This is a genomic window from Erwinia sp. CGal63, from assembly GCF_037026505.1.
In the GTDB taxonomy this organism is placed as follows: domain Bacteria; phylum Pseudomonadota; class Gammaproteobacteria; order Enterobacterales; family Enterobacteriaceae; genus Erwinia.
Window position 1 is genome coordinate 765,784 of record NZ_JAKUMN010000001.1, and the last position, 23,620, is coordinate 789,403.

The window sequence follows — 23,620 nt, forward strand, 5'->3', positions numbered from 1 at the left end:
ACAGGAGAAGTTATGTCTCGTCCTATTGTCGCGACCATCGACACCAGCGCGTTGCGGCATAACCTGGCGATCGCCCGCCAGGCTGCTCCCCGCTCCCGGATCTGGTCGGTGGTGAAGGCCAACGCCTATGGGCACGGTCTTGCCCGCGTCTGGCAGAGTCTGTCCGCTACGGACGGCTTCGCCTTGCTGAACCTTGAAGAGGCCATCCTGCTGCGTGACAGCGGCTGGAGTAAACCCATTCTGCTGCTGGAAGGCTTTTTTCATGCGGATGAACTGCCGCTGCTGGATCGTTACCGGCTGACCACCAGCGTACACAGCAACTGGCAGATTCAGGCGCTGGCGAAGGCGAAACTCTCAGCGCCGCTGGATATCTATCTGAAAATGAACAGCGGCATGAACCGGCTGGGTTTTCAGCCGGGTCAGGTGCAGCAGGCCTGGCAAAAGCTGCGAGCGCTGCCCAACGTCGGCGAAATGACGCTGATGGCCCACTTCGCCGAAGCGGAGAGCCATGAGGGGATTGTTGAGCCGATGGCGCGTATCGAGCGGGCGGCGGAAGGCCTTAACTGCCCACGCTCGCTGGCGAATTCGGCCGCGACGCTGTGGCACGACGAAACGCATTACGACTGGGTGCGTCCGGGCATTATTCTGTATGGCGCTTCGCCGAGCGGCGACTGGCAGGATGTCGCCAGCAGCGGACTGCGATCGGCAATGACGTTGAACGGCGAGATTATCGGCATCCAGTCGCTGAAGGCGGGCGACGGCGTCGGCTATGGCGCCCGCTATCGCGCATCGGGCGAGCAGCGTATCGGCGTGGTTGCCTGTGGCTACGCGGACGGCTATCCGCGCCAGGCGCCGACCGGAACGCCGGTTTGGGTGGACGGTGTAAGAACGCAGATTGTCGGCGCGGTATCGATGGATATGATTACCGTCGATCTCACACCTTGTTCCCAGGCAGGTATCGGCAGTCAGGTTGAATTGTGGGGAAACAACATCAGGATCGACGAGGTAGCAAGAGCGGCCGGTACGGTTGGCTATGAGCTGCTGTGCGCGCTTGCGCCGCGCGTACCGGTAAAAGTTGTTTAAGATTTCAGCGCGGTCAGCGTGCCGCGCACTTTTTTACTGTAAAGCCACGCCGTACCGGTCAGGATCGCACCCAGCACCATCATCAGCGCCAGCGCGGATTTCTCCGCCAGCGGCAGCGCCATCACCAGCAGTCCGCCCGCCGCGCCGCCCGCCATCTGAATAAATCCGGCCAGCGCCGAGGCGACGCCCGCCTGCTGCTGATAAGGCTCCAGCGCGTAGCTGGTAGCCGGGCCAACGGTAAAGGCCAGGCCCGCCACGGAAACCGCCACGGGCAGCATATAGAGCGCCCAGTTATGCTGCCACGCCGCCGGAAACAGCATGACGCCGCCCAGCAGCATTATCGCGCCCAGCGCCATAGCGACAGAGCCAACGGCCAGACAGATCGGGCGGCCCAGTTTGCGGATCATCTTATTAACCAGCACGCTGACCAGCATAATCCAGAAGCCGTTTGCGCCGAAAGCGATGGAAAACTGCAGCGCCGAGAGCTGGCCTTCGGTCATCAACACCTGCGGCGCCAGCGAGACATAGGTCAGCACCATACCCAGCGCGCCCGCATTGGCAAAAGCGAAGGCGAGAAAGCGGGGCTGACGCAGGATCTGCCAGTACTGGCGCAGCGGAATGCCTTTTACGGCCAGCGTGCCGGCCGGACGGGTTTCCGGCAAAAAGAAAATCACCAGCAGACCAATGACAACCGCATAGGCGGTTAAAAACCAGAAAGGCGCGCGCCAGCCAAAAGCTTCGGCCAGAAAACCGCCGAGCATCGGCGCCAGCGCCGGCACGATATTCAGCGCGCCGTTAAGAAAGCCGTAGGCGCGAGCGGCATCGTCGCCGTCAAGACGATCGCGCACGCCGCTGAAGGCGACCACTGCCGTGCAGCAGACGGCGCAGCCCTGGACAACGCGCGCGCAGAGAAACTGCGGCCAGGCGGACGCCGTTGCCGCCAGTACGCTGCCGGTGACATAAAGCAGCAGGCCAGCCAGAGCAATGGGTTTTCTGCCCAGGTTATCAACCAGCGGCCCGGCAACGATCTGTCCCAGTCCCATAACCAACAGAAACAGCGGAATAGTGGTTTGCACGGTGCTTACCGGCGTATTCAGCCCCAGCGCGATATCGGGCAGCGTAGGCAAATAGAGATCGATCCCCAGCGGCGCCAGCAGAACCAGGCTGAGGAGAAGTAGGGTGAATTTTTGCATCAGGCAGGCGACGTCCAGTAAAAAAGCAAGCCGCACAGAGTAGAGATAATAAGAAGAAAAGAAAAGCAAAACTTAAGGGACGCATTGCGCGTCCCCTGAAAAGTACTCAGTAAGCGCCGTCGCGTCTTAATACGACGCCGGCGGTTTTAAACAGAATGGCGATATCTGTCCACAGCGCCCAGTTTTTCACATACCAGGAGTCGAAATAGACGCGGGTATCGTAATCGATATCGTTGCGGCCGCTGACCTGCCACAGGCCGGTCATGCCGGGTTTCGCCATCAGATAGTAATCGACGTCGCCCGCGTAGCGCTCCAGCTCCGCTTCGATAACCGGACGCGGGCCCACCAGGCTCATCTCGCCGCGGATAACGTTCCAGAGCTGCGGCAGCTCGTCCAGGCTGGTTTTACGCAGGAAAGCGCCGACTTTAGTAATACGAGGATCGTTTTTCAGTTTAAAGTCTTTGTCCCATTCCGCGCGCGCTTCCGGGCTATTAGCCAGCAGCTCCTCCAGTACCTCTTTGGAGTTGGTGACCATCGAGCGGAATTTCAGACACTTGAACTTTTTACCATCCTGGCCGACGCGCTCGTGACCATAAATCCTGTTGCCGCCGTCGCGTCCGACCAGCCAGCAGATCAGAGCGAAAACCGGCGCAAGAAACAGCAGCAGCATCGAGGCGACCACCACGTCAAACACACGTTTAAGCACGCGGGAAGAGCGTTTCGCCAGATTGTTGCTGACGCGCAGGATCATCACTTCATGGCTGAAAATAAAGGACATATCCGTACCGTAAAGCGGCACGCCGCGCAGCGTTGGCACTACTGAAACGCTGCGGCATTTCTTTTTCGACAGCAGCTTCAGCCATTTATCGCGCATCGCCTGCTGCTCATACTCCATGGCCACGATAAACTGAGTGTTTTCCAGATCAACCGTGTCCCAGATAATATCTTTGGCCGTGATCACCGGTACGCCGTTCAGGCTTTCCGCGCCGGTATGACCGTTGGAGGCGACAAAAGCCTTTACCTCATAGCCCAGGATCTCTTCGCTCTGCAGCGCGGCATAGGCCTCGCGGGCGTTTTTGCCGGAGCCGATGATAATCGTCTGCTTTTGCCACTGTCCCGCTTTCAAAATGGCATGTTTAACGCTGGAGCGCAGCAGCGGCACCAGAATCAGCGCGTAAGCCCAGGTGAAGCTCCACAGCAGCCGGGAAAAATCCCATTTTGAAAAAGCGATGAGCGCCAGGTCGAGCAGGGAGAAAATCACCAGCGTTTTGATGATCTCTTTCAGCTCGAACCAGAAAGGTTTGCGGTAGGTATAGTGGCGTAGCCGCATCCAGAACCAGGCCGTGCAAACCACCGACATCACAAACTGGGCGGTAAAGCGAATCTGAACTTCCTGAGGTGGAATAAATATATCCAGGTTTCCCCAAATACCTCGTACGGTTGCCGCGGATAAAAACAGGGCCAGGTTAATGGAGATTAAATCGCTGAGACTTAATGCCAGTTTGGCGATAATGTTTTTTCGGGTGCCGCTAAATGCGCGGCGTCGGTCATTCAGTACCAGAGTACTTGCCATAATGCCTGCTCTCTTTTCATAAGGAATTGCTGACCTGACGAGGATCAAGCACGCGTTCAGGAGTCGTCTCACAGAGATTAAGCCTTTTAATCTCAGTGGGTTAATAAATAAATTGCCGCATGTTTCGGAAGGGTAATAAATGAAACACGCCAGCTCTGTTTCATCTTGAAGCAGTGAAGCGAGTATGCAGGAGATAAAGAGGTTAGTTAATACGGGTAATTCCGAAAATGGCGTAAATGCTTTTCAGAAAAGAAATCAAAGTTAAACGAAGCGGGTAATTAAATTGCAAACGGGAAAATATGACAGGAGGATAACAAACATAAGACAAAAATATAATAGCACGCCGCGGCGAATTAACGCAGCGGCGGAATGAGGGATGCTGATGGGGGTTCAGGCAGGCTTTTTTAGTACCCATTTATCCTGCTGGGTATCGTAGTGCCCGATAGCCAGATCGACAGGTTCGCCGTCGATCCAGGCGGGCACGCTGGTTTCATTATCCCACCCGTCGAGCTGATAGCTCAGTCCGGGATTGGTCTTACAGGGAATAACGACCGTATCGATATTTTGCGCATCCAGCTCCGCATCGACTATTTCATAGCGACCAATTTTTACGACATGAGCCATAATTTACTCCCTTCAGGACAGACACGAACTTTAAGCGTAGTCGTTATTTCCCAGAGATCGAGATGAAGAGGGCCAGGATTATTCTCGCTCTTCCGCCATCCGTACGCCGACTTTCACTATTTCGTTGTCCTGTTTCTCCGCCACGGTCCAGATCATCTCTTTCCATTCCACCTGATCGCCTACTACTGGCGCGCCGCCAATCATGCCGCCGATCAGCTGGCCAAGCGTCTGCTGCGTATTGATCTCTTCATCCAGCTCGATGCCGTAAATTTCAGACACATCGTGCAGTCGCGCATCCGCCTGCAGAATAAAGTCGCCAAAGAAGCGCTGATCGAGCGAAACCGGCGGCGACTGGCTGAAAAGCTTGCCCAGCTCGGGCAGATCTTTTTCCCGGCCAATCACACACAATACGTCGCCTTCGCGCAGACGGGTGTTGCCGGTTGGATGCAGCAGCAGATTATCGCGAAAGAGGGCGGCGATACGCGTCTCGCGCGGCATCTTCAGCTCGCGTAGCGCGGCACCGATACACCATTTATCGCCGCCCAGCTGATAAACAAACTGCTCCCAGGGATTTTCAGGATGGATATCCAGGCCTATCCGGGAAATCGGGGAAGCGGTCGGCGGCACAATAACTTTGGCTTTGCGCGCGGCATAGCCAAGAGAGGTGCCCTGAACCATCAGGGAAACCAATACCACAAAGAACGCGATATTGAAAAACAGCGAGGCGTGCGGCAAACCGGCCATCATCGGGAACACGGCCAGAATAATCGGCACCGCGCCGCGCAGGCCGACCCAGCTGATAAAAAAGCGCTCGCGCGTGGTAAAGCCGCGAAACGGCAGCAGGCCGATAAAGACGGAGAGCGGACGCGCGAACAGGATCAGCCACAGCGACAGCAGCATGGCGGGCAGCGCGATGCTCCAGAGATCGGAGGGATTAACCAGCAGCCCCAGCACCAGAAACATGCCGATTTGGCTCAGCCAGGCCATGCCGTCGAAAGTTTGCAGAATGCCGTGGCGGTTGCGAATCGGGCGATTTCCCAGCCAGAAGCCGCACAGATAGACGGCAAGGATACCGCTGCCTTCCAGCACCGTGGTCAGCGCAAACACCAGGATGCCGCCGCTGACGGCCAGCAGCGGATAGAGGCCGCTGGCCAGGGAAACCCGGTTAATCAGCTGCAGCAGCGCCCAGCCGCCGCCCAGACCCAGCACGATGCCCAGGCCGAACTGCTGAATCAGATGCACGACAAACATCCAGCTCAGGCCGGTCTGACCTTGTTCAATCATTTCGATTAGCGTAATGGTCAGGAATACCGCCATGGGATCGTTGCTGCCCGACTCTATCTCCAGCGTGGCGCTGACGCGTTCGTTCAGTCCTTTGCCGCCAAGCAGCGAGAAAACGGCCGCCGCGTCGGTAGAGCCGATAATAGCGCCGACCAGGAAGCCTTCGCTCAGGTTAAGACCAAACAGCCAGGCGGCCGCCATGCCGGTCAGACCGGCGGTAATCAGCACGCCAACGGTGGAAAGCGAAAGCGCCGGCCCCAGCGCTACCCTGAACGAACTTGCCTGGGTACGCATACCGCCATCCAGCAAGATCACCGCCAGCGCCAGGTTACTGATCAGATAGGCGGCGGGATAGTTATCAAAAGCGATGCCGCCGATGCCGTCCACGCCGGCCAACATGCCCAGCGCAAGAAAGATCACCAGAATAGGAATGCCGAGCTTTGAAGAGAACGAACTGAGCAGAATGCTTGCCGCCACCAGCACCGAACCGATGATAAACAGACTATAGATAGCGCTGGCTTCCAATGGGGCAATCTCCTGTGGCAGATAGAAATGTCGCGTCAACGTCCTGTTGTAAGAATACCCTGAATGTCAAGTTTTGGGCAATTTTGTTTCGCCACTGCTGTTTCAATAACTTTTCAAAGCCTGGCGTAAACAACCCTATGATAACAGAGAACTTATGCAACGATAGCAAGAACAACGGTAACAAATAGCCTTTGCTTTTGACATCGGAATGCGATGAATATTGTTAACCGGCGGCAAGCTGGCATGAAAATACCAGGAAAGCGGTAGAAAGCGGAGGTTTACTGTTGGAATAGTAAAATAATGAACGTCGGCAGGCAAAAAAAATCAGCCAGATGATAACGCTGGCCGATCTCAGAATGCGACGGGCTTTTCATCAGCCCGCCTGGCGACAACTTCGCTACGGCCCTTAAGCGTTTTCCGCCTGTTTATGGAACAGCTCGCGGAAGACCGGATAAATATCTTCCGGCTCCCGAATATGCTGGATAGCGAAATTATCGAACACCGCCTGCAGATGTTCATACTCACGCCACAGCGTCTGGTGAGCGCGTCGGGTGATTTCGATATAGCTATAGTAGCGCACAACCGGCAGAATATTTTTCGCCAGGATTTCATGGCACAGCGGGGAGTCGTCCGCCCAGTTGTCGCCATCGGAAGCCTGCGCGGCGTAAATATTCCATTGTGCCGGATCGTAGCGCTCTTTCACTACCTCATCCATCAGCTTCAGCGCGCTGGAAACGATGGTACCGCCCGTTTCCTGCGAATAGAAAAACTCCTGCTCGTCTACCTCTTTCGCCTGCGTATGATGGCGGATATAGACCACATCGACGTTTTTGTAGGTTCGGCTCAAAAAGAGATAGAGCAGAATGTAAAAACGCTTGGCCATATCTTTGGTCGCCTGATCCATCGAACCGGAAACGTCCATCAGACAAAACATAACCGCCTGGCTGGACGGCTCGGGACGCTTCTCGAAATTCTTATAGCGCAGATCGAAAGTATCGATAAAGGGCACGCGTTTGATCCGCGCGCGCAGTTCGGCGATCTCTTTACGCAGGCGCTCTTCTTCCAACAGCTGCGCCGGTTCCGCTTTCTGCACCGCTTCCAGCGAGGCTTCCAGCTCCGTCAGCATCCTGCGTTTTCCCGCTGTCATGGCGGTACGACGCGCAAGTGAATTCTGTAGCGATTTCACCACGCTGATATTGGCCGGCACGCCGTTGGAGGTAAAACCGGCCCGATGCACCTTGTACTCATTGAGCTGCCGATGCTGATTTTTCTTCAGGTTCGGCAGAGCCAAATCTTCAAATAGCAGATCCAGATACTCATCTTTAGAGATATTAAACACGAACTCATCTTTGCCTTCGCCATCCTGGCTGGCGTTGCCCTGACCGCTGCCGCCGCCACCGCCGCCGCCCTGAGGACGTTCCACGCGGTCATTCTGCACAAAGTGGTCATTACCGGGATGCACGCGATGGCGCTGGCCGCCACGACCCTGATGAAACACCGGCTCGTTGATGTCATCAACGGGAATGGAAACGGATTCGCCGCTCTCTACGTCGGTTACCGAGCGCTTATTGATGGCCTCGGAAATCGACTGTTTGATTTGCGACTTATAGCGGCGCAAAAAGCGCTGGCGGTTGACCGCGCTCTTATTTTTGCCGTTAAGACGCCGATCGATAAAATAGGCCATAACTCCCCCAAACAACGCTGGTCGGGTCAGGTTTCCCTGACCCACAGGAATGCTCTTATGAAGTCGGGATCAGGATGATTTCCTCACGCGCAGATACCATTCGCACAGCAGACGTACCTGCTTGCGGGTATAGCCTTTCTCCATCATGCGGTCGACAAAATCATCATGCTTTTTCTGCTCGTCGGTAGACGTTTTGGCGTTAAACGAAATGACCGGCAGCAGCTCTTCGGTATTGGAGAACATTTTCTTCTCGATAACCGTGCGCAGCTTCTCGTAGCTGGTCCAGTTCGGGTTACGGCCATTATTGTGCGCTCGCGCGCGCAGCACAAAGTTGACGATCTCGTTACGGAAGTCTTTCGGGTTGCTGATCCCGGCCGGCTTCTCGATTTTCTCCAGTTCCGCGTTCAGCGATTCACGGTCGAACAGCTGGCCGGTATCGGGATCGCGGTACTCCTGATCCTGAATCCAGAAGTCGGCGTAGGTGACGTAGCGGTCGAAAATATTCTGGCCATATTCAGAATAGGATTCCAGGTAGGCGGTCTGGATCTCTTTGCCGATAAACTCGGCGTATTTCGGGATCAGATAGCCTTTCAGATGCTCCAGATATTTTTCGGCTAAATCCTGCGGGAACTGCTCGCGTTCAATCTGCTGCTCCAGCACATAGAAGAGGTGAACCGGGTTAGCGGCAACCTCGGTATGATCGAAGTTGAAGACGCGCGAAAGAATTTTAAAGGCGAAACGGGTCGACAGACCGTTCATGCCTTCATCCACGCCGGCGTAGTCGCGATACTCCTGATAGGATTTGGCTTTCGGGTCGGTATCCTTGAGACTCTCGCCATCGTAAACCCGCATTTTCGAGTAGGTACTGGAGTTTTCCGGTTCTTTCAGACGTGAAAGAATCGAGAAGCGGGCCAGCGTCTCAAGCGTGCCGGGCGCGCAAGGCGCGTGGGAAAGCTCACTGTGCGCCAGCAGCTTGTCGTAAATTTTAATCTCTTCCGACACGCGCAGGCAGTAAGGCACCTTGACGATATAGACACGGTCAAGAAACGCCTCGTTGTTTTTGTTGTTGCGGAAGGTGACCCATTCCGACTCGTTCGAGTGCGCCAGAATGATGCCGTTGAACGGCAGGGCGGAAATTCCCTCGGTGCCGTTGTAGTTACCTTCCTGAGTAGCGGTCAGCAGCGGATGCAGCACCTTGATTGGCGCTTTAAACATCTCTACGAACTCCATAATCCCCTGGTTGGCCCGGCAAAGTGCGCCGGAGTAGCCATAGGCATCAGGATCGTTCTGGGCATGGTTTTCCAGCTTGCGGATATCGACTTTACCCACCAGTGCGGAAATATCCTGATTGTTTTCATCACCCGGCTCGGTTTTAGCGATAGCGAGCTGCTCCAGAATCGATGGCCAGACTTTCACTACCTTAAAGCGGGAGATATCGCCGCCGAACTCATGCAGACGCTTGGCCGCCCACGGCGACATAATGGTGCCGAGGTAGCGCCGCGGTACGCCATACTCTTTTTCCAGAATATTGGCGTCTTCCTGCGGGTTAAACAGGCACAGCGGATGGTCGTTGACCGGGCTGCGTTCGCCGTCGGCGCTGAGCACGTAAATCGGCACGCGCTGCATCAGCGACTTCAGGCGTTCGGCCAGGGAAGACTTACCGCCGCCTACCGGGCCAAGCAAATAGAGGATCTGTTTCTTCTCTTCCAGCCCCTGAGCGGCATGTTTCAAATAAGAGACAATCTGTTCAATCGCCTCTTCCATGCCGTAAAACTCTTCAAAAGCGGGGTAGCGCGCGATAACGCGATTGGAAAACAGTCGGGAAAGGCGTGGCTCCTGGGCAGTATCGACCATTACCGGCTCACCAATAGCCATTAATAGTCTCTCTGCCGCGTTGGCGTATGCACTGCGATCTTGCCGGCAAACGGTAAGAAATTCCTGCAGTGTAAACTCTTCGTCCTTGGCTGCTTCATAACGCTGACGATAGTGATCGAATATATTCATAGCGATGCCCGTCCTTTCGTTTTTAGCACAGGTACCAGGAGCCTAATGAGGGAAAGCCCCTGAAGGAACTTATAATGAGTACAGCAACCCTTATGCCAACCTGACTTCTAATCGGGATAAACAAAAACCTATGGTTACTCTGCTCTGCAAACCTTGGGTCTGTCATTAAAGCTTAGTTGGCATTTAAGAAATTTCCTGAACCTCCTCGCATTTCCGATGCAATTTCAATAACAAAGTCAGAAATGATCTAAGCGCTGTCCCTTGCCTGGTGCGGGCTGGCAGGATTTTGTAAAAAAGCGCCTGTAAGAATTTTGCTGCTGGTAAGGTTAAAATTGATTCTGAGTGCGACAGGAGTTTTTAAAATTTTAAACAAATGCCGTAAGGCTGATAAACTGCATAAGCTGATTGTTATATTTATGGAATGAATTAATTGTGAACTATTTCAAAGTTAGCGCGCTTGCCGCGTTTTTACCTCTCTGTTTCGCCGCTGCTGCGCAGGACAACCCGTTAACGCTTGGCGCGTCGGTGATCTATAGCCAGAGTCCTTATAAAGGTGGCCAGGATCGTTATTATCCTGTTCCCGTCATCAACTATGAAGGCGACAGCTTCTACGTACGCAGCCTGACCGCAGGTTACTATCTCTGGAAAGATCAGCAGGACCAGCTGTCGCTAACCATTTTAGGCTCGCCGCAGAATTTTGATCCTGACGACACCGACAACAAGCAGCTGAAGGCGCTCGACAAGCGTCATATGACGCTGATGGGCGGCGTGGCTTATCGCCATACGGCGGAGTGGGGCACGGTCAGAACGGTGCTGGCGGGCGATTTACTGGATAACAGCGATGGCTTTATCTGGGATCTGACTTATCTCTATCGCTTCAGCTTTGGCGACTTCAGCCTGACGCCGGGCATTGGCGCCACCTATAACAGCTCCAATCAGAATGACTACTACTATGGCGTATCCAAAAACGAGTCGCGCCGCAGCGGGTTACGCAGCTACGAGGCTGACGACAGCTGGAATCCTTATCTGGAGCTGACAGGCGTCTGGGCGATCAATCAGAACTGGAACGCTACGGTTGCCGGACGCTACACCCGTTTGAGCGACGAAGTTAAAGACAGTCCAATGGTAGACAAAGATTCGCAGGTCGCGGTCTGGACCGGTATCAGCTACACCTTTTAACCCGCCATAGCTGCACTAATCAGGGGCGCGCTGCGCCCTTTTGCATCTTTATGGCGATCCAAAACCGTGCAGGAGGGCAGCATGACTAAATTTATCGATTTTTCCGGTCAAAGCTTGCCGGCTATAGGCCAGGGAACCTGGTATATGGGCGAAGAGAGCAGTCGGCGAACGCAGGAAATCGCCGCGTTGCAGGCCGGGCTTGAACATGGGCTGACGCTTATTGACACCGCAGAAATGTACGCCGACGGCGGTGCGGAAGAAGTGGTTGGCGAAGCGCTGCGCGGTCGTCGCGACCGTGCCTGGCTGGTGTCCAAAGTTTATCCGTGGAACGCGGGCGTGGTGGATGCCGTTGAGGCGTGCGAACGCAGCCTGCGACGGCTGCAGACGGACTATCTTGATCTCTATTTACTGCACTGGCGCGGCAATATACCGCTGGAAGAAACTATCCTGGCGATGGAAAAACTGCAGCAGGCGGGAAAAATTCGCCGCTGGGGCGTTTCCAATTTCGACAGCAGCGATTTAAGCGAACTGCTTGCGGAAAAGGGCGGTGAAGCCTGCGCGGCCAATCAGGTGCTTTACCATCTTGCCTCGCGCGGCATTGAATTCGATCTGCTGCCTTACTGCCAGCAGAAAGCGATTCCCGTTATGGCTTATTGTCCACTCGCCCAGGCAGGCCGTCTGCGGCACGATCTTATGACGCACGCCACGCTCAACGAGATTGCACAGCAAAAGGGCATTACGGTGGCGCAGCTGCTGCTGGCCTGGGTGATCCGCAAAGAAGGCGTGATGGCGATACCAAAAGCCGGTTCGCTGGCGCACGTTGCAGAAAATGCCGCCGCGCTGAATATTGAGTTAAGCAGTGAAGAGCTGTCGCGACTCAACGAGGCTTTTCCACCGCCCAGCCGTAAGATGGCGCTGGACGTGGTGTAGCTAGCCGAAGCGGGCGTGCTGCCCGCTCAGACTATCAGGCGCCTTTGCGCACTTTAATTGTCACGGCCAGCCGGGCAGGAGATTCACCGGCGCTTACCATTGGCTTAGTCACATGCGCCGTTTCGACGCAGACCATGCTCTTATAGCCCTCATTCGCCATATCGCTCATGCTGCACGACAGCGCCGGGCCGGGATTCCAGGTGACAACGTCACTGTGATAGTGATGATGGACTTCAAGGGTTCGGTTTCCGGTTTTATCGCTGATGATGCTGCAATCTTCCGGTTGGGTATAGATGCGGTCAACGCGATCGGGATAGCGCTGGCTGCCGCTTTCTGACAGGCCTTCCGCGTTATCACGCACCTTATCGATATAGGGCTGACCCAGGCCGCTGACCTCTACGCCGTCGATATCTTTGACTTCGAAGTTGCTGTGCAGCGCAGCGGTGGCTTCGAAATCGCCGTGCGCTTCCAGCTCTATCTCGCAGCGTTCGCTGAAGCGAAAACGGATAAACAGGGAAAAATCGTGCGGCCAGAGCTTTTTGGTCTGCTCGCTGCTTTCCAGCACCAGCGTCAACATAACGCTCTCTTCGTTTTCGTCATGCGCTGACAGCGTCCAGGGCAGAGTTCTGGCGAAGCCATGCGCCGGCTCGCCCGCCGGGCCAAACCAGGGCCAGCAGACAGGTACGCCACCGCGAATCGCTTTACCGGCGCTCCATGCGGTTTTATCGCTTAGCCAGATAACCGGCTTTTCGCCGCTGGGCTGCCACGCAACCAGCTGTGCGCCCTGCAGCGTCACCGCTGCGCGTACGCGCGGATGCGCAATAACCAATAGCGGCAGATCGCCCATCTTGCGCAGCGAGATATAGGGCGTGAGCTGTTCGGCTACGGGCAGCGAAAAGAGTTTTTCGTTCATCGGAGCTCCTGTTAATCAGCGAAAAAAAAGGGCGACCGCAGTCGCCCTCAGAATCAGCCTGTCGCAATTATTTTGCGATGTGCGCGATCAGATCCAGAACCTTGTTAGAGTAACCGGTTTCGTTATCGTACCAGGAAACCAGCTTAACAAAGGTGTCGCTCAGTGCGATACCGGCTTTGGCGTCGAACACAGAGGTCAGGGTTTCGCCGTTGAAATCGGTAGAAACCACTTCATCTTCGGTGTAGCCCAGAATGCCTTTCAGCTCGCCTTCTGCAGCGGCCTTGATCGCTTCACAAATTTCTTTGTAGGAAGCAGGCTTAGCCAGACGTGCAGTCAGGTCAACCACGGAAACGTTAGGCGTAGGCACGCGGAACGCCATACCGGTCAGTTTGCCGTTCAGCTCAGGGATGACTTTACCTACAGCTTTAGCTGCGCCGGTAGAGGATGGAATGATGTTCTGGGACGCGCCGCGGCCGCCGCGCCAGTCTTTGTGAGACGGGCCGTCAACGGTTTTCTGAGTAGCGGTGGTCGCGTGAACGGTGGTCATCAGCGCTTCAACGATGCCGAACTTGTCGTTGATCACTTTAGCCAGCGGCGCCAGGCAGTTGGTGGTGCAGGAGGCGTTAGAAACGATTTCCTGGCCAGCATATGCCTTGTGGTTAACACCCATAACGAACATTGGGGTGTCGTCTTTGGATGGGCCAGTCAGCACAACTTTCTTCGCGCCAGCCTGGATATGTTTACGAGCGGTTTCGTCGGTCAGGAAGATACCGGTAGCTTCAGCCACCACGTCAACACCGACTTCGTTCCACTTCAGGTTAGCCGGATCTCTTTCAGCGGTAACACGGATGGTTTTGCCGTTAACAACCAGATGGCCATCTTTAACTTCAACGGTGCCGTCGAAACGACCATGCGTGGAGTCATATTTCAGCATGTAAGCCATGTACTCGGCGTCCAGCAGATCGTTGATCGCAACGATTTCTACGTCGGAACGCTGCTGAGCAGCACGGAAAACGATGCGACCGATGCGGCCAAAACCGTTGATACCTACTTTGATAGTCATATATTCCACCAGCTGTTGTTAGTGAATAAAAGGTTGGCTGTAAAATTACAAAAACCTTATCAGGCGTCAAGCGGAATCGCTTCAATAGTTGCGACAAGTCAAACCCTGGAGCAGGAATAATCGCCTGAAAACGCCTTCCGCGACATGCGTCTCACCCATTAGTTTGGGGCATTCGGCGCGAATATAAAGGGCTCGACATTTTAAAGGGTGATCTAAGTCACATTTTCATCGCACGCTAACTTTCAGACTCCGCCTGAGCATAAAAAATCCCATGGCGTTGTTAAGTATTTGTTAGAATGTTAGCTGAACTTCAGACACTATTGCCAGAGATGCTTAATATGGCCGAACGCCCACTGAAACCCGAAACCGATCTAAACGAGATGCAGCACTATGTTACCCAGCAGCGCGGCACTGAGCCGCCATACTCGGGCAAACTGCTGCATAACAAAAGCGAAGGCATCTATCAATGCCTCGTCTGTAACTCGCCGCTGTTTCTTTCCGGCACCAAGTACGATTCCGGCTGCGGCTGGCCCAGCTTCTATCAGCCTTACAGCGATGAAGCTATCCGCTACCTGGAAGATGACTCGCACGGTATGCAGCGCATCGAGATCCGTTGCGGCACCTGCGACGCGCACCTGGGACACGTTTTTCCCGACGGCCCGCAGCCGACAGGCGAACGCTATTGCGTCAACTCCGCTTCACTAAGCTTTACCGATGAAGCCGGCACCCAGATTAAAGGATAGTCGCTATGGAGCTTGATGAAGTGCTCAAAGCCATGACGCCGGATATCTACCAGCGCCTGGCAACGGCGGTGGAGACCGGCAAGTGGGCCGACGGCGTGCCGCTAACGCCGGAGCAAAAAGAGAACAGTCTGCAGCTGGTGATGCTGTGGCAGGCGCGCCACAACGATAATCCGCAGCATATGAGCGTGGGCAAGGGCGGCGAGATGGTGACCAAAAGCAAGAAGCAGCTGAAAGAAGAGTTTGGCATCGACGACGACCTCACCAAAATCAGACTGCAGTAGCGACTAACGACGCCGATTATTCCTGCAGGAATAATCGGCGCTGAAAGCAGGAGCAAGTTTACTTCAGAGAATAACGGCGCCCTGAGCGGCCATTTCGGCCAGCGCGATCTTGCTATCGCGCGGCGACAGATTTACGCCACGGCAGCCTTCTGTCACTACTTCGACCTGATAGCCCAGCGCCAGCGCATCCAGCACGCTGTACTTTACGCAGTAGTCCGTCGCCAGCCCCATAATCGTCAGGCTGGTCACGCCACGGCTACGCAGCCACTCATCCAGCGCCGTTTTCTGTCGATGGCCGTTATCGAAGAAAGCGCTATAGCTGTCCACCAGCGGCTGCTGCCCTTTATAGATCTGCGTGGTCAGATAGCGCTGCTCCAGCTGCGGATGCAGCTCCGCGCCCGGCGTGTGCTGCACGCAGTGATCGGGCCACCAGACCTGCGGCAAGCCGTCCAGCTCGCCCAGCGTGCCCACGGGCTGGCCTGCATTGGTGGCGAAGCTGCCATGATTAGCCGGATGCCAGTCAAACGTTGCCACTACGGGCTGCTGAAGCCGATAAAATTCTGCGGCGTAGCGGTTGGCGACGGCAATAACTCGCTCTCCTTGATCCACGGCCAGCGCGCCGCCGGGACAAAAATCATTTTGCAAATCGATCAGAATCAGGGCCTTCATGACTTATCTCACTTTTCGTCCGGCGTCAGTTCGCCGCGCAAATTCACCTGCATCTGTCGACGCACTTCATCGCTGGAAAGGTTCTGACTGAGCAGGAAGTGCAGCTTGGTCAGCGTGGCTTCCACCGTCATATCGAAACCGCTGACCACGCCAGCCAGCGCCAGCGCGTTGCCCGTAGCGTAGCCACCCATATTTACCTTGCCGGACATACACTGCGTCAGGTTCACCACCACGATGCCGCGATCGGAGGCTTCTTTCAGCTCTTTTAAAAACGCCGGATTCTGCGGCGCGTTGCCGACGCCATAAGAGCGCAGGATCAGCGCTTTGACCGGCTGGCGCAGAAAGTTGCTGACCACATCGGCGGAGATGCCGGGATAAATAGTGACCACGCCTACAGGCTGCGGCGTAATGCTGCGCACGGTCAGCTTGCCCTGGCCGCCGGGCGCGGGCGGCGTATTCAGACGGCGGATATGGATGCCTGCTTCCAGCAGCGGCGGCAGGTTAGGCGAGGCGAAGGCATTGAAGCCATCCGCGTGCGCTTTGGTGGTACGATTGCCGCGATAGAGCTGATTGTTAAAAAACAGCGCGACTTCGTTAATGGGGTAGTTGGCGGCGACGAACAGAGAGTTAAGCAGGTTCTGCTGGCCGTCGGAGCGCAGTTCCGCCAACGGGATTTGTGACCCTGTCACAATTACCGGCTTGCTTAGGTTCTCCAGCATAAAAGAGAGCGCGGAGGCGGTGAACGCCATGGTGTCGGTGCCGTGCAGGATCACGAAGCCGTCATAGTTATCGTAGTTAGCCTTTATATCGTCGGCAATCGTTTGCCAGTCCTGCGGTGTCATATCAGACGAGTCAATCAGCGGCTGATACTCATGGATGGTAAAATCCGGCATTTCTTCACGATGGAATTCCGGCATTGCCGCCAGCTGCGCTTGCAGATGGCCGGAAACGGGCACATAGCCGTGTTCAGAACGCTGCATACCGATGGTGCCGCCGGTATAGGCTACATAGATGGATTTTTTTTGCATGGGAATATCTGGGCCTTAAAAGGGGCAGTATAAGGTGAAATCGGTGGAAAAGCGGCCCGACCAGCGAGCCGCTTTTAGCTTATTTGACCTGGCTGCAGGTCAGGCAAAACGCATAGCGGTTCTGCGGATCGTTGAGATTGTCAAACAGGCCAGGCTGGTTTTTCATCGCCGCCATTACGTCATACATCGGTGCGGGCAGCCAGGCCTTCAGCGTTTCAGGCAGCGCCGCGCGGGCGGAAGCGTCTACCTGGCTAAACAGCAGATCGAGAAAACCTGGCTCGTCCTGATACCAGTTCAGCTGGTATTGCTTAAGCTTCGCCAGCTCTGCGGCTTTGGCTACCGCATCGTCAAAGTCGCCAAGCGCATCGACCAGCCCGTTGTTCTTCGCGTCGCTGCCGGTCCAGACGTGACCCTGAGCTATCTGATCGATCTGCTCCGGCGTTTTTCCGCGCGAGGTGGCTACCAGTCCCAGGAAATTTTTATAGCCGTTTTCGATGCTCAGCTGCATCAGCCGCTGTACTTCCGGCGGCAGCGCTTTAGTCATCGCGACGTCCGCCAGCGGCGAAGTCGAAACGCCGTCCGTATGTACGCCAATCGCGTCCAGAGAGTTTTCCACCGTGTTGATCACGCCGAAAATCCCAATAGAGCCGGTCAGCGTGCTCGGGCTGGCGATAATGTAGTTAGCTGGCGTGGAGATCCAGTAACCGCCCGAAGCCGCCATACCGCCCATTGACACTACCACAGGCTTGCCTGCTGCTTTCGCCGCCGCCAGCTCTTCGCGAATGGTTTCAGACGCGGTCACGCTGCCGCCAGGGCTGTTGACGCGCAGAATAATCGCTTTAACTTTGTCGTCCAGACGCGCCTTGCGAATGGCCAGCGCAGTGGTGTCGCCGCCAACGTTGCCCGGCGTCTCATCGCCATCCATGATCGCACCGCTGGCCATAATCACGGCGATATTGCCGTTCGCGGCGGGTTTATCCTTCACCGGGTAATCATAGATGCTGGTGCCTTTATAGTCAGCGGCCTGTTTGTCCCAGCCGAAAAGCTTGCCAAACTCGTGATCCACTATGGCGCGCGAAGCCAGTTCATCCACCAGCTTGTTCTCTTTTGCATAGCGCGCGGTATCGCCGCCCACTTTCTGCAGACCGTCAAGTACGCCCTGAGCGCCAGGGAAAAGCTGCTGCGGCGTAATCTGCCGGTTAGCGGCAATGGTATTCAGATAGTTTTGCCACAGCTCGCCGATCCAACGGCTGTCGGCATCGCGCGCCGCCGGCGACATATCATCGCGCAGGAAAGGCTCTACGGCGGATTTATAGGTGCCGACGCGGAAAACGTGCGAGCTGACCTTCAGCTTATCCAGCAGCGTCTTGTAATAGAGGCCATTAGTGGCGAAACCATGCAGATCCACCGCGCCCTGCGGCGACAGATAAATCTTGTTGGCGAAGCTGGCGAGATAGTACTGCGCCTGGCTGTAGCTGTCGCCGGTCGCGTAAATTTGCTTGCCGCTGTCGCGGAACTCGCGCAGCGCCTTGCCCATATATTGCAGGGAAGGCTGGTCGGCGCCGGCGAAATCGCGCAGATCCAGCACCATGCCGGTGATATTGCCATCGTCCTTCGCCTGGCGGATAGCGTCCACCACGTCGAACAGCGAGTTTTCTTTCAGGCGATCGCTGCTGGCGCCCAGCAGCTGGCGGCCAATCTTGCTGAGCTTGTTGCTGACGGAAGGTTTATCGACCACCACGCCGGTCAAATCCACCACCAGCGCGCCTTTCTGCGTCTCTACGGGCGCCGACGATTTGGTGAACTGGAAGTAAGCCCCCACGCAGAGCACAATCAGCAGCACCAGAAAAAGATTAAGGATAAATTCCCGAATAAAATTCAGCAGGCGCCAGCCCCATTTAAAAACGCCAGCGATCGCTCGCCACAAAGTGCGCATAGTCTCTCCATAATCGCAATAAAAAACCCGTCAGGCCGCTCAACCGGCCCGCGTCGGGTCAGAATGGTGACATCCTAAAGAGCGGGGACAAACTTGTCAGCAGGAAAAAGCGCAATGCTGTAACAAATCATCATCCTGTGCTAGCTTCAGCTGCTCTGCATTCCAATCAGGAGTAAGTTATGGACGCACTGGATCTGGTAGTCAACCGACGTTCCGCCTCACGTTTAAGCGAGCCTGCGCCCGCCGGTGAAGCGCTGGAAAATATTATCCGCGCCGGTATGCGCGCGCCCGATCACGGCACGCTGCAGCCGTGGCGCTTTATTGTGATTGAGAATGAAGGACGTGAACGCTTCAGCCAGCTGCTGGAAAAAGCCGCGCGCGACGACAATATGGAGCCTAAAAAGATCGAGAAGGCGAAGCAGTCGCCGTTTCGCGCGCCGATGATTATCACCGTGGTGGCCCATTGCGAAGAGCATCACAAAGTGCCGCGCTGGGAGCAGGTGGTTTCCGCAGGCTGTGCGGTGATGGCGATGCAAATGGCCGCCGTGGCGCAGGGATTCAACGGCATCTGGCGCAGCGGCGCCTGGACAGAGCATCAGGCCGTACGCGAGGCTTTCAACTGCCGCGAGCAGGATGCCATCGTCGGCTTTCTTTATTTAGGCACGCCACAGCTCAAATCCGCCACAACGCTGGTTCCACCGGATACCACGCCTTTTGTCAGCTATTTCTGACAGACGGCTCGCCGCGAAAAAGGCAGGATAGTCGCCAGACAATCAATTTGCCGGGATAATAAGCGAACGGACGGTGAAACGCTTATCACCGACTGCTGAAAACGCTACCATCTACCTCCATTATCCTCTGAAGGAAGCCATCGCCGGATGCGTTTGTTTATTGCCGAAAAACCCAGCCTTGCCCGCGCGATCGCGGATGTCCTGCCCAAGCCGCATCGGCGCGGCGACGGTTATATCGCCTGCGGCAGCAATGACGTAGTGACGTGGTGCGTCGGCCACCTGCTAGAGCAGGCACAGCCCGACAGCTACGACAGTCGCTATGCGCGCTGGTCGCTGGCCGACTTGCCGATTGTCCCGGAAAAATGGCGGCTACAGCCGCGCCCTTCCGTGGCAAAGCAGTTAAACGCCATTAAAACCTTGCTGGCACAGGCCGATGAAGTGGTGCACGCGGGCGACCCGGATCGCGAAGGCCAGCTGCTGGTGGATGAGGTGCTGGATTACCTGGCGCTGTCGCCACAGAAGCGCGAGCGGGTACAGCGCTGCCTGATCAACGACCTCAACCCGCAGGCCGTGACCAGAGCGATCGAGCGCCTGCGTGAAAACCGCGAATTTATTCCGCTGTGCGTATCGGCGCTGGCGCGTGCGCGTGCGGACTGGCTTTACGGCATCAATATGACGCGCGCCTATACGCTGCTGGGGCGCAATGCCGGCTACGACGGCGTTTTATCCGTAGGGCGCGTGCAAACGCCTGTACTTGGACTGGTAGTGCGGCGAGATGAAGAGATCGAAAATTTCGTCCCCAAAGATTTTTTCGAGGTGAAAGCCCATATTGTGACGCCGAAGGACGAACGCTTTGTGGCCACCTGGCAGCCTAGCGAAGCCTGCGAGCCGCATCAGGATGAAGAAGGGCGGCTGCTTAACCGTCAGCTGGCCGAACACGTGGTGGCGCGTATCGGCGGCCAGCCTGCGCACGTCACCAGCTATAATGACAAACGGGAGAACGACACGGCGCCGCTGCCGTTCTCTCTTTCTTCGCTGCAAATTGAAGCGGCCAGACGCTTCGGGCTGAGCGCGCAAACGGTGCTGGATACCTGTCAGAAGCTCTATGAAACCCACAAGCTGATTACCTATCCGCGTTCGGACAGTCGCTACCTGCCGGATGAGCATTTTGCCGGCAGACATGCGGTGCTGAACGCCATCAACGCCCATCAGCCGGATCTGACGCCGCCGGCCGATTTCGACAGCGATCGCCGAAACCGCTGCTGGGACGATAAAAAGGTGGATGCGCACCACGCCATTATTCCCACGGCGCGCAGCAGCAAAGTGGGGCTGACGGAAAACGAAAAGAATATCTATCGTTTAATTGCCACGCAGTATCTGATGCAGTTTTGTCCTGACGCCATTTACCGTAAATGCGTTATTGAGCTGGATATCGCTGGCGGTAAATTTATCGCCAAAGCGCGTTTTCTTGCCGAAGCGGGCTGGCGCGCGCTGCTGGGCAGCAAAGAGCGCGACGAGGAAAATGACGGCACGCCGCTGCCGGTGGTGGCGAAAGGGGACGAGCTACTGTGCGAAAGCGGCGAAGTGGTCAGCAAGCAGACTCAGCCGCCGCGACCTTTCACCGACGCGACCCTGCTGTCGGCGATGACCGGCATCGCACGATTTGTTCAGGATAAAGATCTAAAGAAAGTGCTGCGTGCGACCGATGGTTTAGGCACAGAGGCGACGCGCGCCGGGATTATCGAGCTGTTGTTTAAACGCGCTTTTCTGATCAAGAAAGGGCGTTATATCAACGCGACTCCCGCCGGGCGCGCCCTGATCCACTCGCTGCCGGAAATGGCGGCGCGTCCGGATATGACCGCTCAGTGGGAATCCACGCTGACCAAAATCAGTGAAAAGCAGTGTCGCTACCAGGATTTTATGCAGCCGCTGGTGGGCACGCTCTATACACTGATCGATCAGGCGCGCCAGCAGCCCGCTGCGCACGCGTTCCGTGGCCTTCCTTCACCGGCGGGTAACCGTAAAAAGCCGCAGCGTAAGGCGGCAAAAGCGAAGGGCACTTAAATGAAAAGAGTATTACTGACCGTCACGCTGCTGTTCTGTTCTCCGCTCTTTGCGGCAAACATGCATATTGGCACCGGACATAGCGATTACGAGCAGGAGAATACGCAGAGCGGCGGCAACGCCGACGTGGTGGTGGATATGCCGCCGGAAGTCTGGACGCAGGGACAGAATAACAATCAGCCTCCCTGTCTGCGCTGCTGCACTTATGAAAACCGCAGCTATACGGAAGGCTCGGTGGTGAAGATGGAAGGCGTGCTGCTGCAGTGCCGCCGCGATGAGCAATCTTACGGCACCAATAACCTGATCTGGCAAACCGTTAAGTAGTCTGCGCGAGCCAGGCGTCCAGCAGCGGGATATCGGCTGGCGCCAGCTGGTAACGCAGCGCTTCCTGCGGCGAGCACCACGTCAGCGCCTGATGGCATTGCAGGCCAGGCTCGCCGCTAAAATTCTCAACCAGCCAGGCGTGCAGATGGATCTGCCGTCCGCTGACCTCGCGGCTTTCGCTGGCGATATAGCGGCTGATTTCCCCATCGATACCCAACTCTTCTTTTAGCTCTCTTTGCAGCGCCTGCGGCTGGCTTTCGCCCGCTTGAACCTTGCCGCCCGGTAGTTCCCACAGGCCTGGCTGATCGCCCTGCGGGCCGCGCTGCGCCAGCAGGATGTTCCCCTGACGGACAATCAGCGCGGCCACAACGTCAATGCGTTTCGCCGACATCAGAAACTGAATTCAGCCCAGACGGGCGCGTGGTCGGACGGTTTTTCCATGCTGCGGATCTCATAATCGATGCCGGTCGCCACGCAGCGTTCGGCTAGCGGCCGGCTGGCCAGCAGCAGATCGATACGCAGGCCGCGATTATCGTCAAAGCCTTTGGAGCGGTAGTCGAACCACGAAAAACGATCGTTGACGTCGGCGTTTTGCGCGCGCCATGTGTCCACCAGTCCCCAGTTCATCAGGCGATCCATCCATTCACGCTCTTCAGGCAGAAAAGAGCATTTTCCCGTGCGCAGCCAGCGTTTGCGGCTATCTTCGCCGATACCGATATCCAGATCGGTCGCGCTGATATTCATATCGCCCATGATAAGAACGGGATTGGTTGGCTGCTGTTCCTGCTCAAGATAGCTCTGCAGATCGCGATAAAATTTCTCTTTAGCGGGAAATTTCGTCGCGTGGTCGCGGCTTTCGCCCTGCGGAAAATAGCCGTTGATAACGGTAAGGGTACCGATCGGGCTGGCGATATCGGCCATAATCAGACGGCGCTGGGCTTCTTCGTCGTCGCCTGGAAAACCGCGACGTACCAGGATCGGCTGCTCTTTGGTCAGCAGCGCTACGCCGTAGTGGCCTTTCTGCCCGTGATAGAAGACGTTGTAGCCCAGGCTGGCGACCTCTTCCAGCGGGAACATCTCATCGTGAACTTTGGTTTCCTGCAGACCGATCACGTCCGGCTGATGCTGTTCAACAATGGCGGCAAGCTGATGGGGACGGGCGCGGAGCCCATTGATATTAAAAGAGACGAATTTCATAACAAAGCCCGGTTGGCGGGTAAAAAGATGGGCGGATGGTAGCAGAAGCGGGCGCGCACTGTCATCAGTCGATGGCGGCCGCTTTAAACACTGGAACGGAAGCGGGCCGGAATAGTGTGCCGATAGCGCTTTTATGAGGGCAAGATATGCGCGGCTGCGCGCGGCGTTTAAATTTTTCGGGTCGAAGCTTCTCGTCCTTCCCCATGGGGAATCTGACAAATTGTGCTTTTACGTTGGGATTGAAGAGATTTGAAATGGTGTGCTGAGGTTGACTCCGTGCGGGAAGGATTCACGTCGCTGCGCTCCGCGCCCTGCGGGTCAAACCTTCGAGGTCGAAGCTTCTCGTCCTTCCCCGTGGGGAATCTGACAAATTGTGCTTTAACGTTGGGATTGAAGAAGTCTGAAATGGTGGTGGGGGAAGGATTCGAACCTTCGAAGTCGATGACGGCAGATTTACAGTCTGCTCCCTTTGGCCGCTCGGGAACCCCACCAGGGGAAGCGTACTACTTGTAGAAACAGCGTTAGCTGTTTTGTCACTCAGTGCAGGAAGGATACGCGCTATTGCGCGCTTCGGGTCAAACCTTCGAGGTCGAAG

The 23,620-nt window shown here is 56.0% G+C and carries 21 protein-coding genes and 1 tRNA gene; 8 read left to right on the forward strand and 14 right to left on the reverse strand.

From position 1 onward, the window contains the following. The first annotated feature begins 12 nt into the window (after positions 1 to 12). The gene (gene dadX, locus MKZ79_RS03430) at positions 13 to 1,083 is read left to right on the forward strand and encodes a catabolic alanine racemase DadX (RefSeq protein WP_336140188.1); all 1,071 of its coding nucleotides are present in this window, start codon (positions 13 to 15) and stop codon (positions 1,081 to 1,083) included. On the opposite strand, the gene MKZ79_RS03435 is transcribed toward dadX, so the two are convergent. From MKZ79_RS03435 to yeaG, 6 genes are all read right to left on the reverse strand, one after another. Next, entirely contained in the window at positions 1,080 to 2,276 is a 1,197-nt protein-coding gene (locus MKZ79_RS03435; protein ID WP_336140189.1) for a multidrug effflux MFS transporter, read from the reverse strand. The genes dadX and MKZ79_RS03435 overlap by 4 nt on opposite strands. A 106-nt stretch (positions 2,277 to 2,382) precedes the next feature. Beyond that, positions 2,383 to 3,849, reverse strand: coding sequence for an undecaprenyl-phosphate galactose phosphotransferase WbaP (wbaP, locus tag MKZ79_RS03440; protein ID WP_336140191.1), 1,467 nt, complete (start codon positions 3,847 to 3,849; stop codon positions 2,383 to 2,385). Between the two features lie 390 nt (positions 3,850 to 4,239). Beyond that, complete coding sequence (locus MKZ79_RS03445; RefSeq protein ID WP_336140192.1) at positions 4,240 to 4,473, reverse strand: DUF1480 family protein; 234 nt, start codon at positions 4,471 to 4,473, stop codon at positions 4,240 to 4,242. A 78-nt stretch (positions 4,474 to 4,551) separates the two neighbouring features. Then, positions 4,552 to 6,279, reverse strand: a complete 1,728-nt coding sequence (locus MKZ79_RS03450) for a potassium/proton antiporter (protein ID WP_336140193.1) — start codon at positions 6,277 to 6,279, stop codon at positions 4,552 to 4,554. A 406-nt stretch (positions 6,280 to 6,685) separates the two neighbouring features. Continuing rightward, positions 6,686 to 7,963, reverse strand: coding sequence for a YeaH/YhbH family protein (locus MKZ79_RS03455; protein WP_336140194.1), 1,278 nt, complete (start codon positions 7,961 to 7,963; stop codon positions 6,686 to 6,688). A 69-nt stretch (positions 7,964 to 8,032) separates the two neighbouring features. Next, positions 8,033 to 9,967, reverse strand: coding sequence for a protein kinase YeaG (gene yeaG, locus MKZ79_RS03460; RefSeq protein ID WP_336140195.1), 1,935 nt, complete (start codon positions 9,965 to 9,967; stop codon positions 8,033 to 8,035). 432 nt (positions 9,968 to 10,399) lie between these two features. Here yeaG and MKZ79_RS03465 point away from each other — a divergent pair, with 432 nt between their 5' ends. After that, positions 10,400 to 11,146 (forward strand): MipA/OmpV family protein, encoded by a 747-nt coding sequence (locus MKZ79_RS03465; RefSeq protein ID WP_336140196.1) that lies wholly within the window; start codon positions 10,400 to 10,402, stop codon positions 11,144 to 11,146. Between the two features lie 81 nt (positions 11,147 to 11,227). Beyond that, complete coding sequence (locus MKZ79_RS03470) at positions 11,228 to 12,076, forward strand: aldo/keto reductase (RefSeq protein ID WP_336140198.1); 849 nt, start codon at positions 11,228 to 11,230, stop codon at positions 12,074 to 12,076. Between the two features lie 34 nt (positions 12,077 to 12,110). Here MKZ79_RS03470 and MKZ79_RS03475 read toward each other — a convergent pair whose 3' ends face one another. Both MKZ79_RS03475 and gapA read right to left on the reverse strand, forming a co-directional pair. Continuing rightward, the gene (locus MKZ79_RS03475; protein WP_336140199.1) at positions 12,111 to 12,989 is read right to left on the reverse strand and encodes a D-hexose-6-phosphate mutarotase; all 879 of its coding nucleotides are present in this window, start codon (positions 12,987 to 12,989) and stop codon (positions 12,111 to 12,113) included. Positions 12,990 to 13,056: 67 nt separating this feature from the next. Continuing rightward, positions 13,057 to 14,052: a glyceraldehyde-3-phosphate dehydrogenase gene (gapA, locus tag MKZ79_RS03480; protein WP_336140200.1), complete on the reverse strand. Its 996-nt coding sequence runs from the start codon at positions 14,050 to 14,052 to the stop codon at positions 13,057 to 13,059. Between the two features lie 338 nt (positions 14,053 to 14,390). Here gapA and msrB point away from each other — a divergent pair, with 338 nt between their 5' ends. Both msrB and MKZ79_RS03490 read left to right on the forward strand, forming a co-directional pair. Then, positions 14,391 to 14,795, forward strand: a complete 405-nt coding sequence (gene msrB, locus MKZ79_RS03485) for a peptide-methionine (R)-S-oxide reductase MsrB (RefSeq protein WP_336140201.1) — start codon at positions 14,391 to 14,393, stop codon at positions 14,793 to 14,795. A 5-nt stretch (positions 14,796 to 14,800) separates the two neighbouring features. Beyond that, positions 14,801 to 15,076 (forward strand): YeaC family protein, encoded by a 276-nt coding sequence (locus MKZ79_RS03490; RefSeq protein WP_336140203.1) that lies wholly within the window; start codon positions 14,801 to 14,803, stop codon positions 15,074 to 15,076. Between the two features lie 63 nt (positions 15,077 to 15,139). On the opposite strand, the gene pncA is transcribed toward MKZ79_RS03490, so the two are convergent. The 3 genes from pncA to sppA all read right to left on the reverse strand — a co-directional run bounded on the left by pncA (position 15,140) and on the right by sppA (position 18,709). Next, complete coding sequence (pncA, locus tag MKZ79_RS03495) at positions 15,140 to 15,745, reverse strand: bifunctional nicotinamidase/pyrazinamidase (RefSeq protein ID WP_336140204.1); 606 nt, start codon at positions 15,743 to 15,745, stop codon at positions 15,140 to 15,142. 8 nt (positions 15,746 to 15,753) lie between these two features. After that, positions 15,754 to 16,773 carry an asparaginase gene (gene ansA / locus MKZ79_RS03500; RefSeq protein ID WP_336140205.1) on the reverse strand — a complete coding sequence of 340 codons (1,020 nt, stop codon included), beginning with the start codon at positions 16,771 to 16,773 and terminating at the stop codon, positions 15,754 to 15,756. 79 nt (positions 16,774 to 16,852) lie between these two features. Then, entirely contained in the window at positions 16,853 to 18,709 is a 1,857-nt protein-coding gene (sppA, locus tag MKZ79_RS03505; RefSeq protein WP_336140206.1) for a signal peptide peptidase SppA, read from the reverse strand. 179 nt (positions 18,710 to 18,888) lie between these two features. On the opposite strand from sppA, the gene MKZ79_RS03510 reads away from it, so the two are divergent. The 3 genes from MKZ79_RS03510 to MKZ79_RS03520 all read left to right on the forward strand — a co-directional run bounded on the left by MKZ79_RS03510 (position 18,889) and on the right by MKZ79_RS03520 (position 21,828). Further along, on the forward strand, positions 18,889 to 19,440 hold the full coding sequence (locus tag MKZ79_RS03510; protein ID WP_336140207.1) for an NAD(P)H nitroreductase: 552 nt from the start codon (positions 18,889 to 18,891) through the stop codon (positions 19,438 to 19,440). 147 nt (positions 19,441 to 19,587) lie between these two features. Beyond that, positions 19,588 to 21,504 (forward strand): DNA topoisomerase III, encoded by a 1,917-nt coding sequence (locus MKZ79_RS03515; protein WP_336140208.1) that lies wholly within the window; start codon positions 19,588 to 19,590, stop codon positions 21,502 to 21,504. Between the two features lie 60 nt (positions 21,505 to 21,564). Then, complete coding sequence (locus tag MKZ79_RS03520) at positions 21,565 to 21,828, forward strand: DUF1496 domain-containing protein (protein WP_336141338.1); 264 nt, start codon at positions 21,565 to 21,567, stop codon at positions 21,826 to 21,828. On the opposite strand, the gene MKZ79_RS03525 is transcribed toward MKZ79_RS03520, so the two are convergent. The 3 genes from MKZ79_RS03525 to MKZ79_RS03535 all read right to left on the reverse strand — a co-directional run bounded on the left by MKZ79_RS03525 (position 21,821) and on the right by MKZ79_RS03535 (position 23,516). Beyond that, a complete protein-coding gene (locus MKZ79_RS03525; protein WP_336140209.1) occupies positions 21,821 to 22,219 on the reverse strand; it encodes a pyrimidine (deoxy)nucleoside triphosphate diphosphatase in 399 nt (132 codons plus the stop codon). The two genes, MKZ79_RS03520 and MKZ79_RS03525, sit on opposite strands and share 8 nt — an antisense overlap. Continuing rightward, positions 22,219 to 23,025: an exodeoxyribonuclease III gene (xthA, locus tag MKZ79_RS03530; RefSeq protein ID WP_336140210.1), complete on the reverse strand. Its 807-nt coding sequence runs from the start codon at positions 23,023 to 23,025 to the stop codon at positions 22,219 to 22,221. The genes MKZ79_RS03525 and xthA overlap by 1 nt, the downstream gene beginning before the upstream one ends. A 406-nt stretch (positions 23,026 to 23,431) precedes the next feature. Next, positions 23,432 to 23,516, reverse strand: a tRNA-Tyr gene (locus MKZ79_RS03535). Positions 23,517 to 23,620: the final 104 nt, after the last annotated feature.

Coding starts and splice junctions, on each gene's coding strand:
- pncA (WP_336140204.1), bottom strand. CDS start 15,745: ATGAAGGCCCTGATTCTGATCGATTTGCAAAATGATTTTTGTCCCGGC.
- ansA (WP_336140205.1), bottom strand. CDS start 16,773: ATGCAAAAAAAATCCATCTATGTAGCCTATACCGGCGGCACCATCGGT.
- MKZ79_RS03435 (WP_336140189.1), bottom strand. CDS start 2,276: ATGCAAAAATTCACCCTACTTCTCCTCAGCCTGGTTCTGCTGGCGCCG.
- MKZ79_RS03455 (WP_336140194.1), bottom strand. CDS start 7,963: ATGGCCTATTTTATCGATCGGCGTCTTAACGGCAAAAATAAGAGCGCG.
- MKZ79_RS03470 (WP_336140198.1), top strand. CDS start 11,228: ATGACTAAATTTATCGATTTTTCCGGTCAAAGCTTGCCGGCTATAGGC.
- yeaG (WP_336140195.1), bottom strand. CDS start 9,967: ATGAATATATTCGATCACTATCGTCAGCGTTATGAAGCAGCCAAGGAC.
- wbaP (WP_336140191.1), bottom strand. CDS start 3,849: ATGGCAAGTACTCTGGTACTGAATGACCGACGCCGCGCATTTAGCGGC.
- xthA (WP_336140210.1), bottom strand. CDS start 23,025: ATGAAATTCGTCTCTTTTAATATCAATGGGCTCCGCGCCCGTCCCCAT.
- msrB (WP_336140201.1), top strand. CDS start 14,391: ATGGCCGAACGCCCACTGAAACCCGAAACCGATCTAAACGAGATGCAG.
- MKZ79_RS03490 (WP_336140203.1), top strand. CDS start 14,801: ATGGAGCTTGATGAAGTGCTCAAAGCCATGACGCCGGATATCTACCAG.
- sppA (WP_336140206.1), bottom strand. CDS start 18,709: ATGCGCACTTTGTGGCGAGCGATCGCTGGCGTTTTTAAATGGGGCTGG.
- MKZ79_RS03445 (WP_336140192.1), bottom strand. CDS start 4,473: ATGGCTCATGTCGTAAAAATTGGTCGCTATGAAATAGTCGATGCGGAG.
- MKZ79_RS03510 (WP_336140207.1), top strand. CDS start 18,889: ATGGACGCACTGGATCTGGTAGTCAACCGACGTTCCGCCTCACGTTTA.
- MKZ79_RS03515 (WP_336140208.1), top strand. CDS start 19,588: ATGCGTTTGTTTATTGCCGAAAAACCCAGCCTTGCCCGCGCGATCGCG.
- dadX (WP_336140188.1), top strand. CDS start 13: ATGTCTCGTCCTATTGTCGCGACCATCGACACCAGCGCGTTGCGGCAT.
- gapA (WP_336140200.1), bottom strand. CDS start 14,052: ATGACTATCAAAGTAGGTATCAACGGTTTTGGCCGCATCGGTCGCATC.
- MKZ79_RS03475 (WP_336140199.1), bottom strand. CDS start 12,989: ATGAACGAAAAACTCTTTTCGCTGCCCGTAGCCGAACAGCTCACGCCC.
- MKZ79_RS03520 (WP_336141338.1), top strand. CDS start 21,565: ATGCATATTGGCACCGGACATAGCGATTACGAGCAGGAGAATACGCAG.
- MKZ79_RS03525 (WP_336140209.1), bottom strand. CDS start 22,219: ATGTCGGCGAAACGCATTGACGTTGTGGCCGCGCTGATTGTCCGTCAG.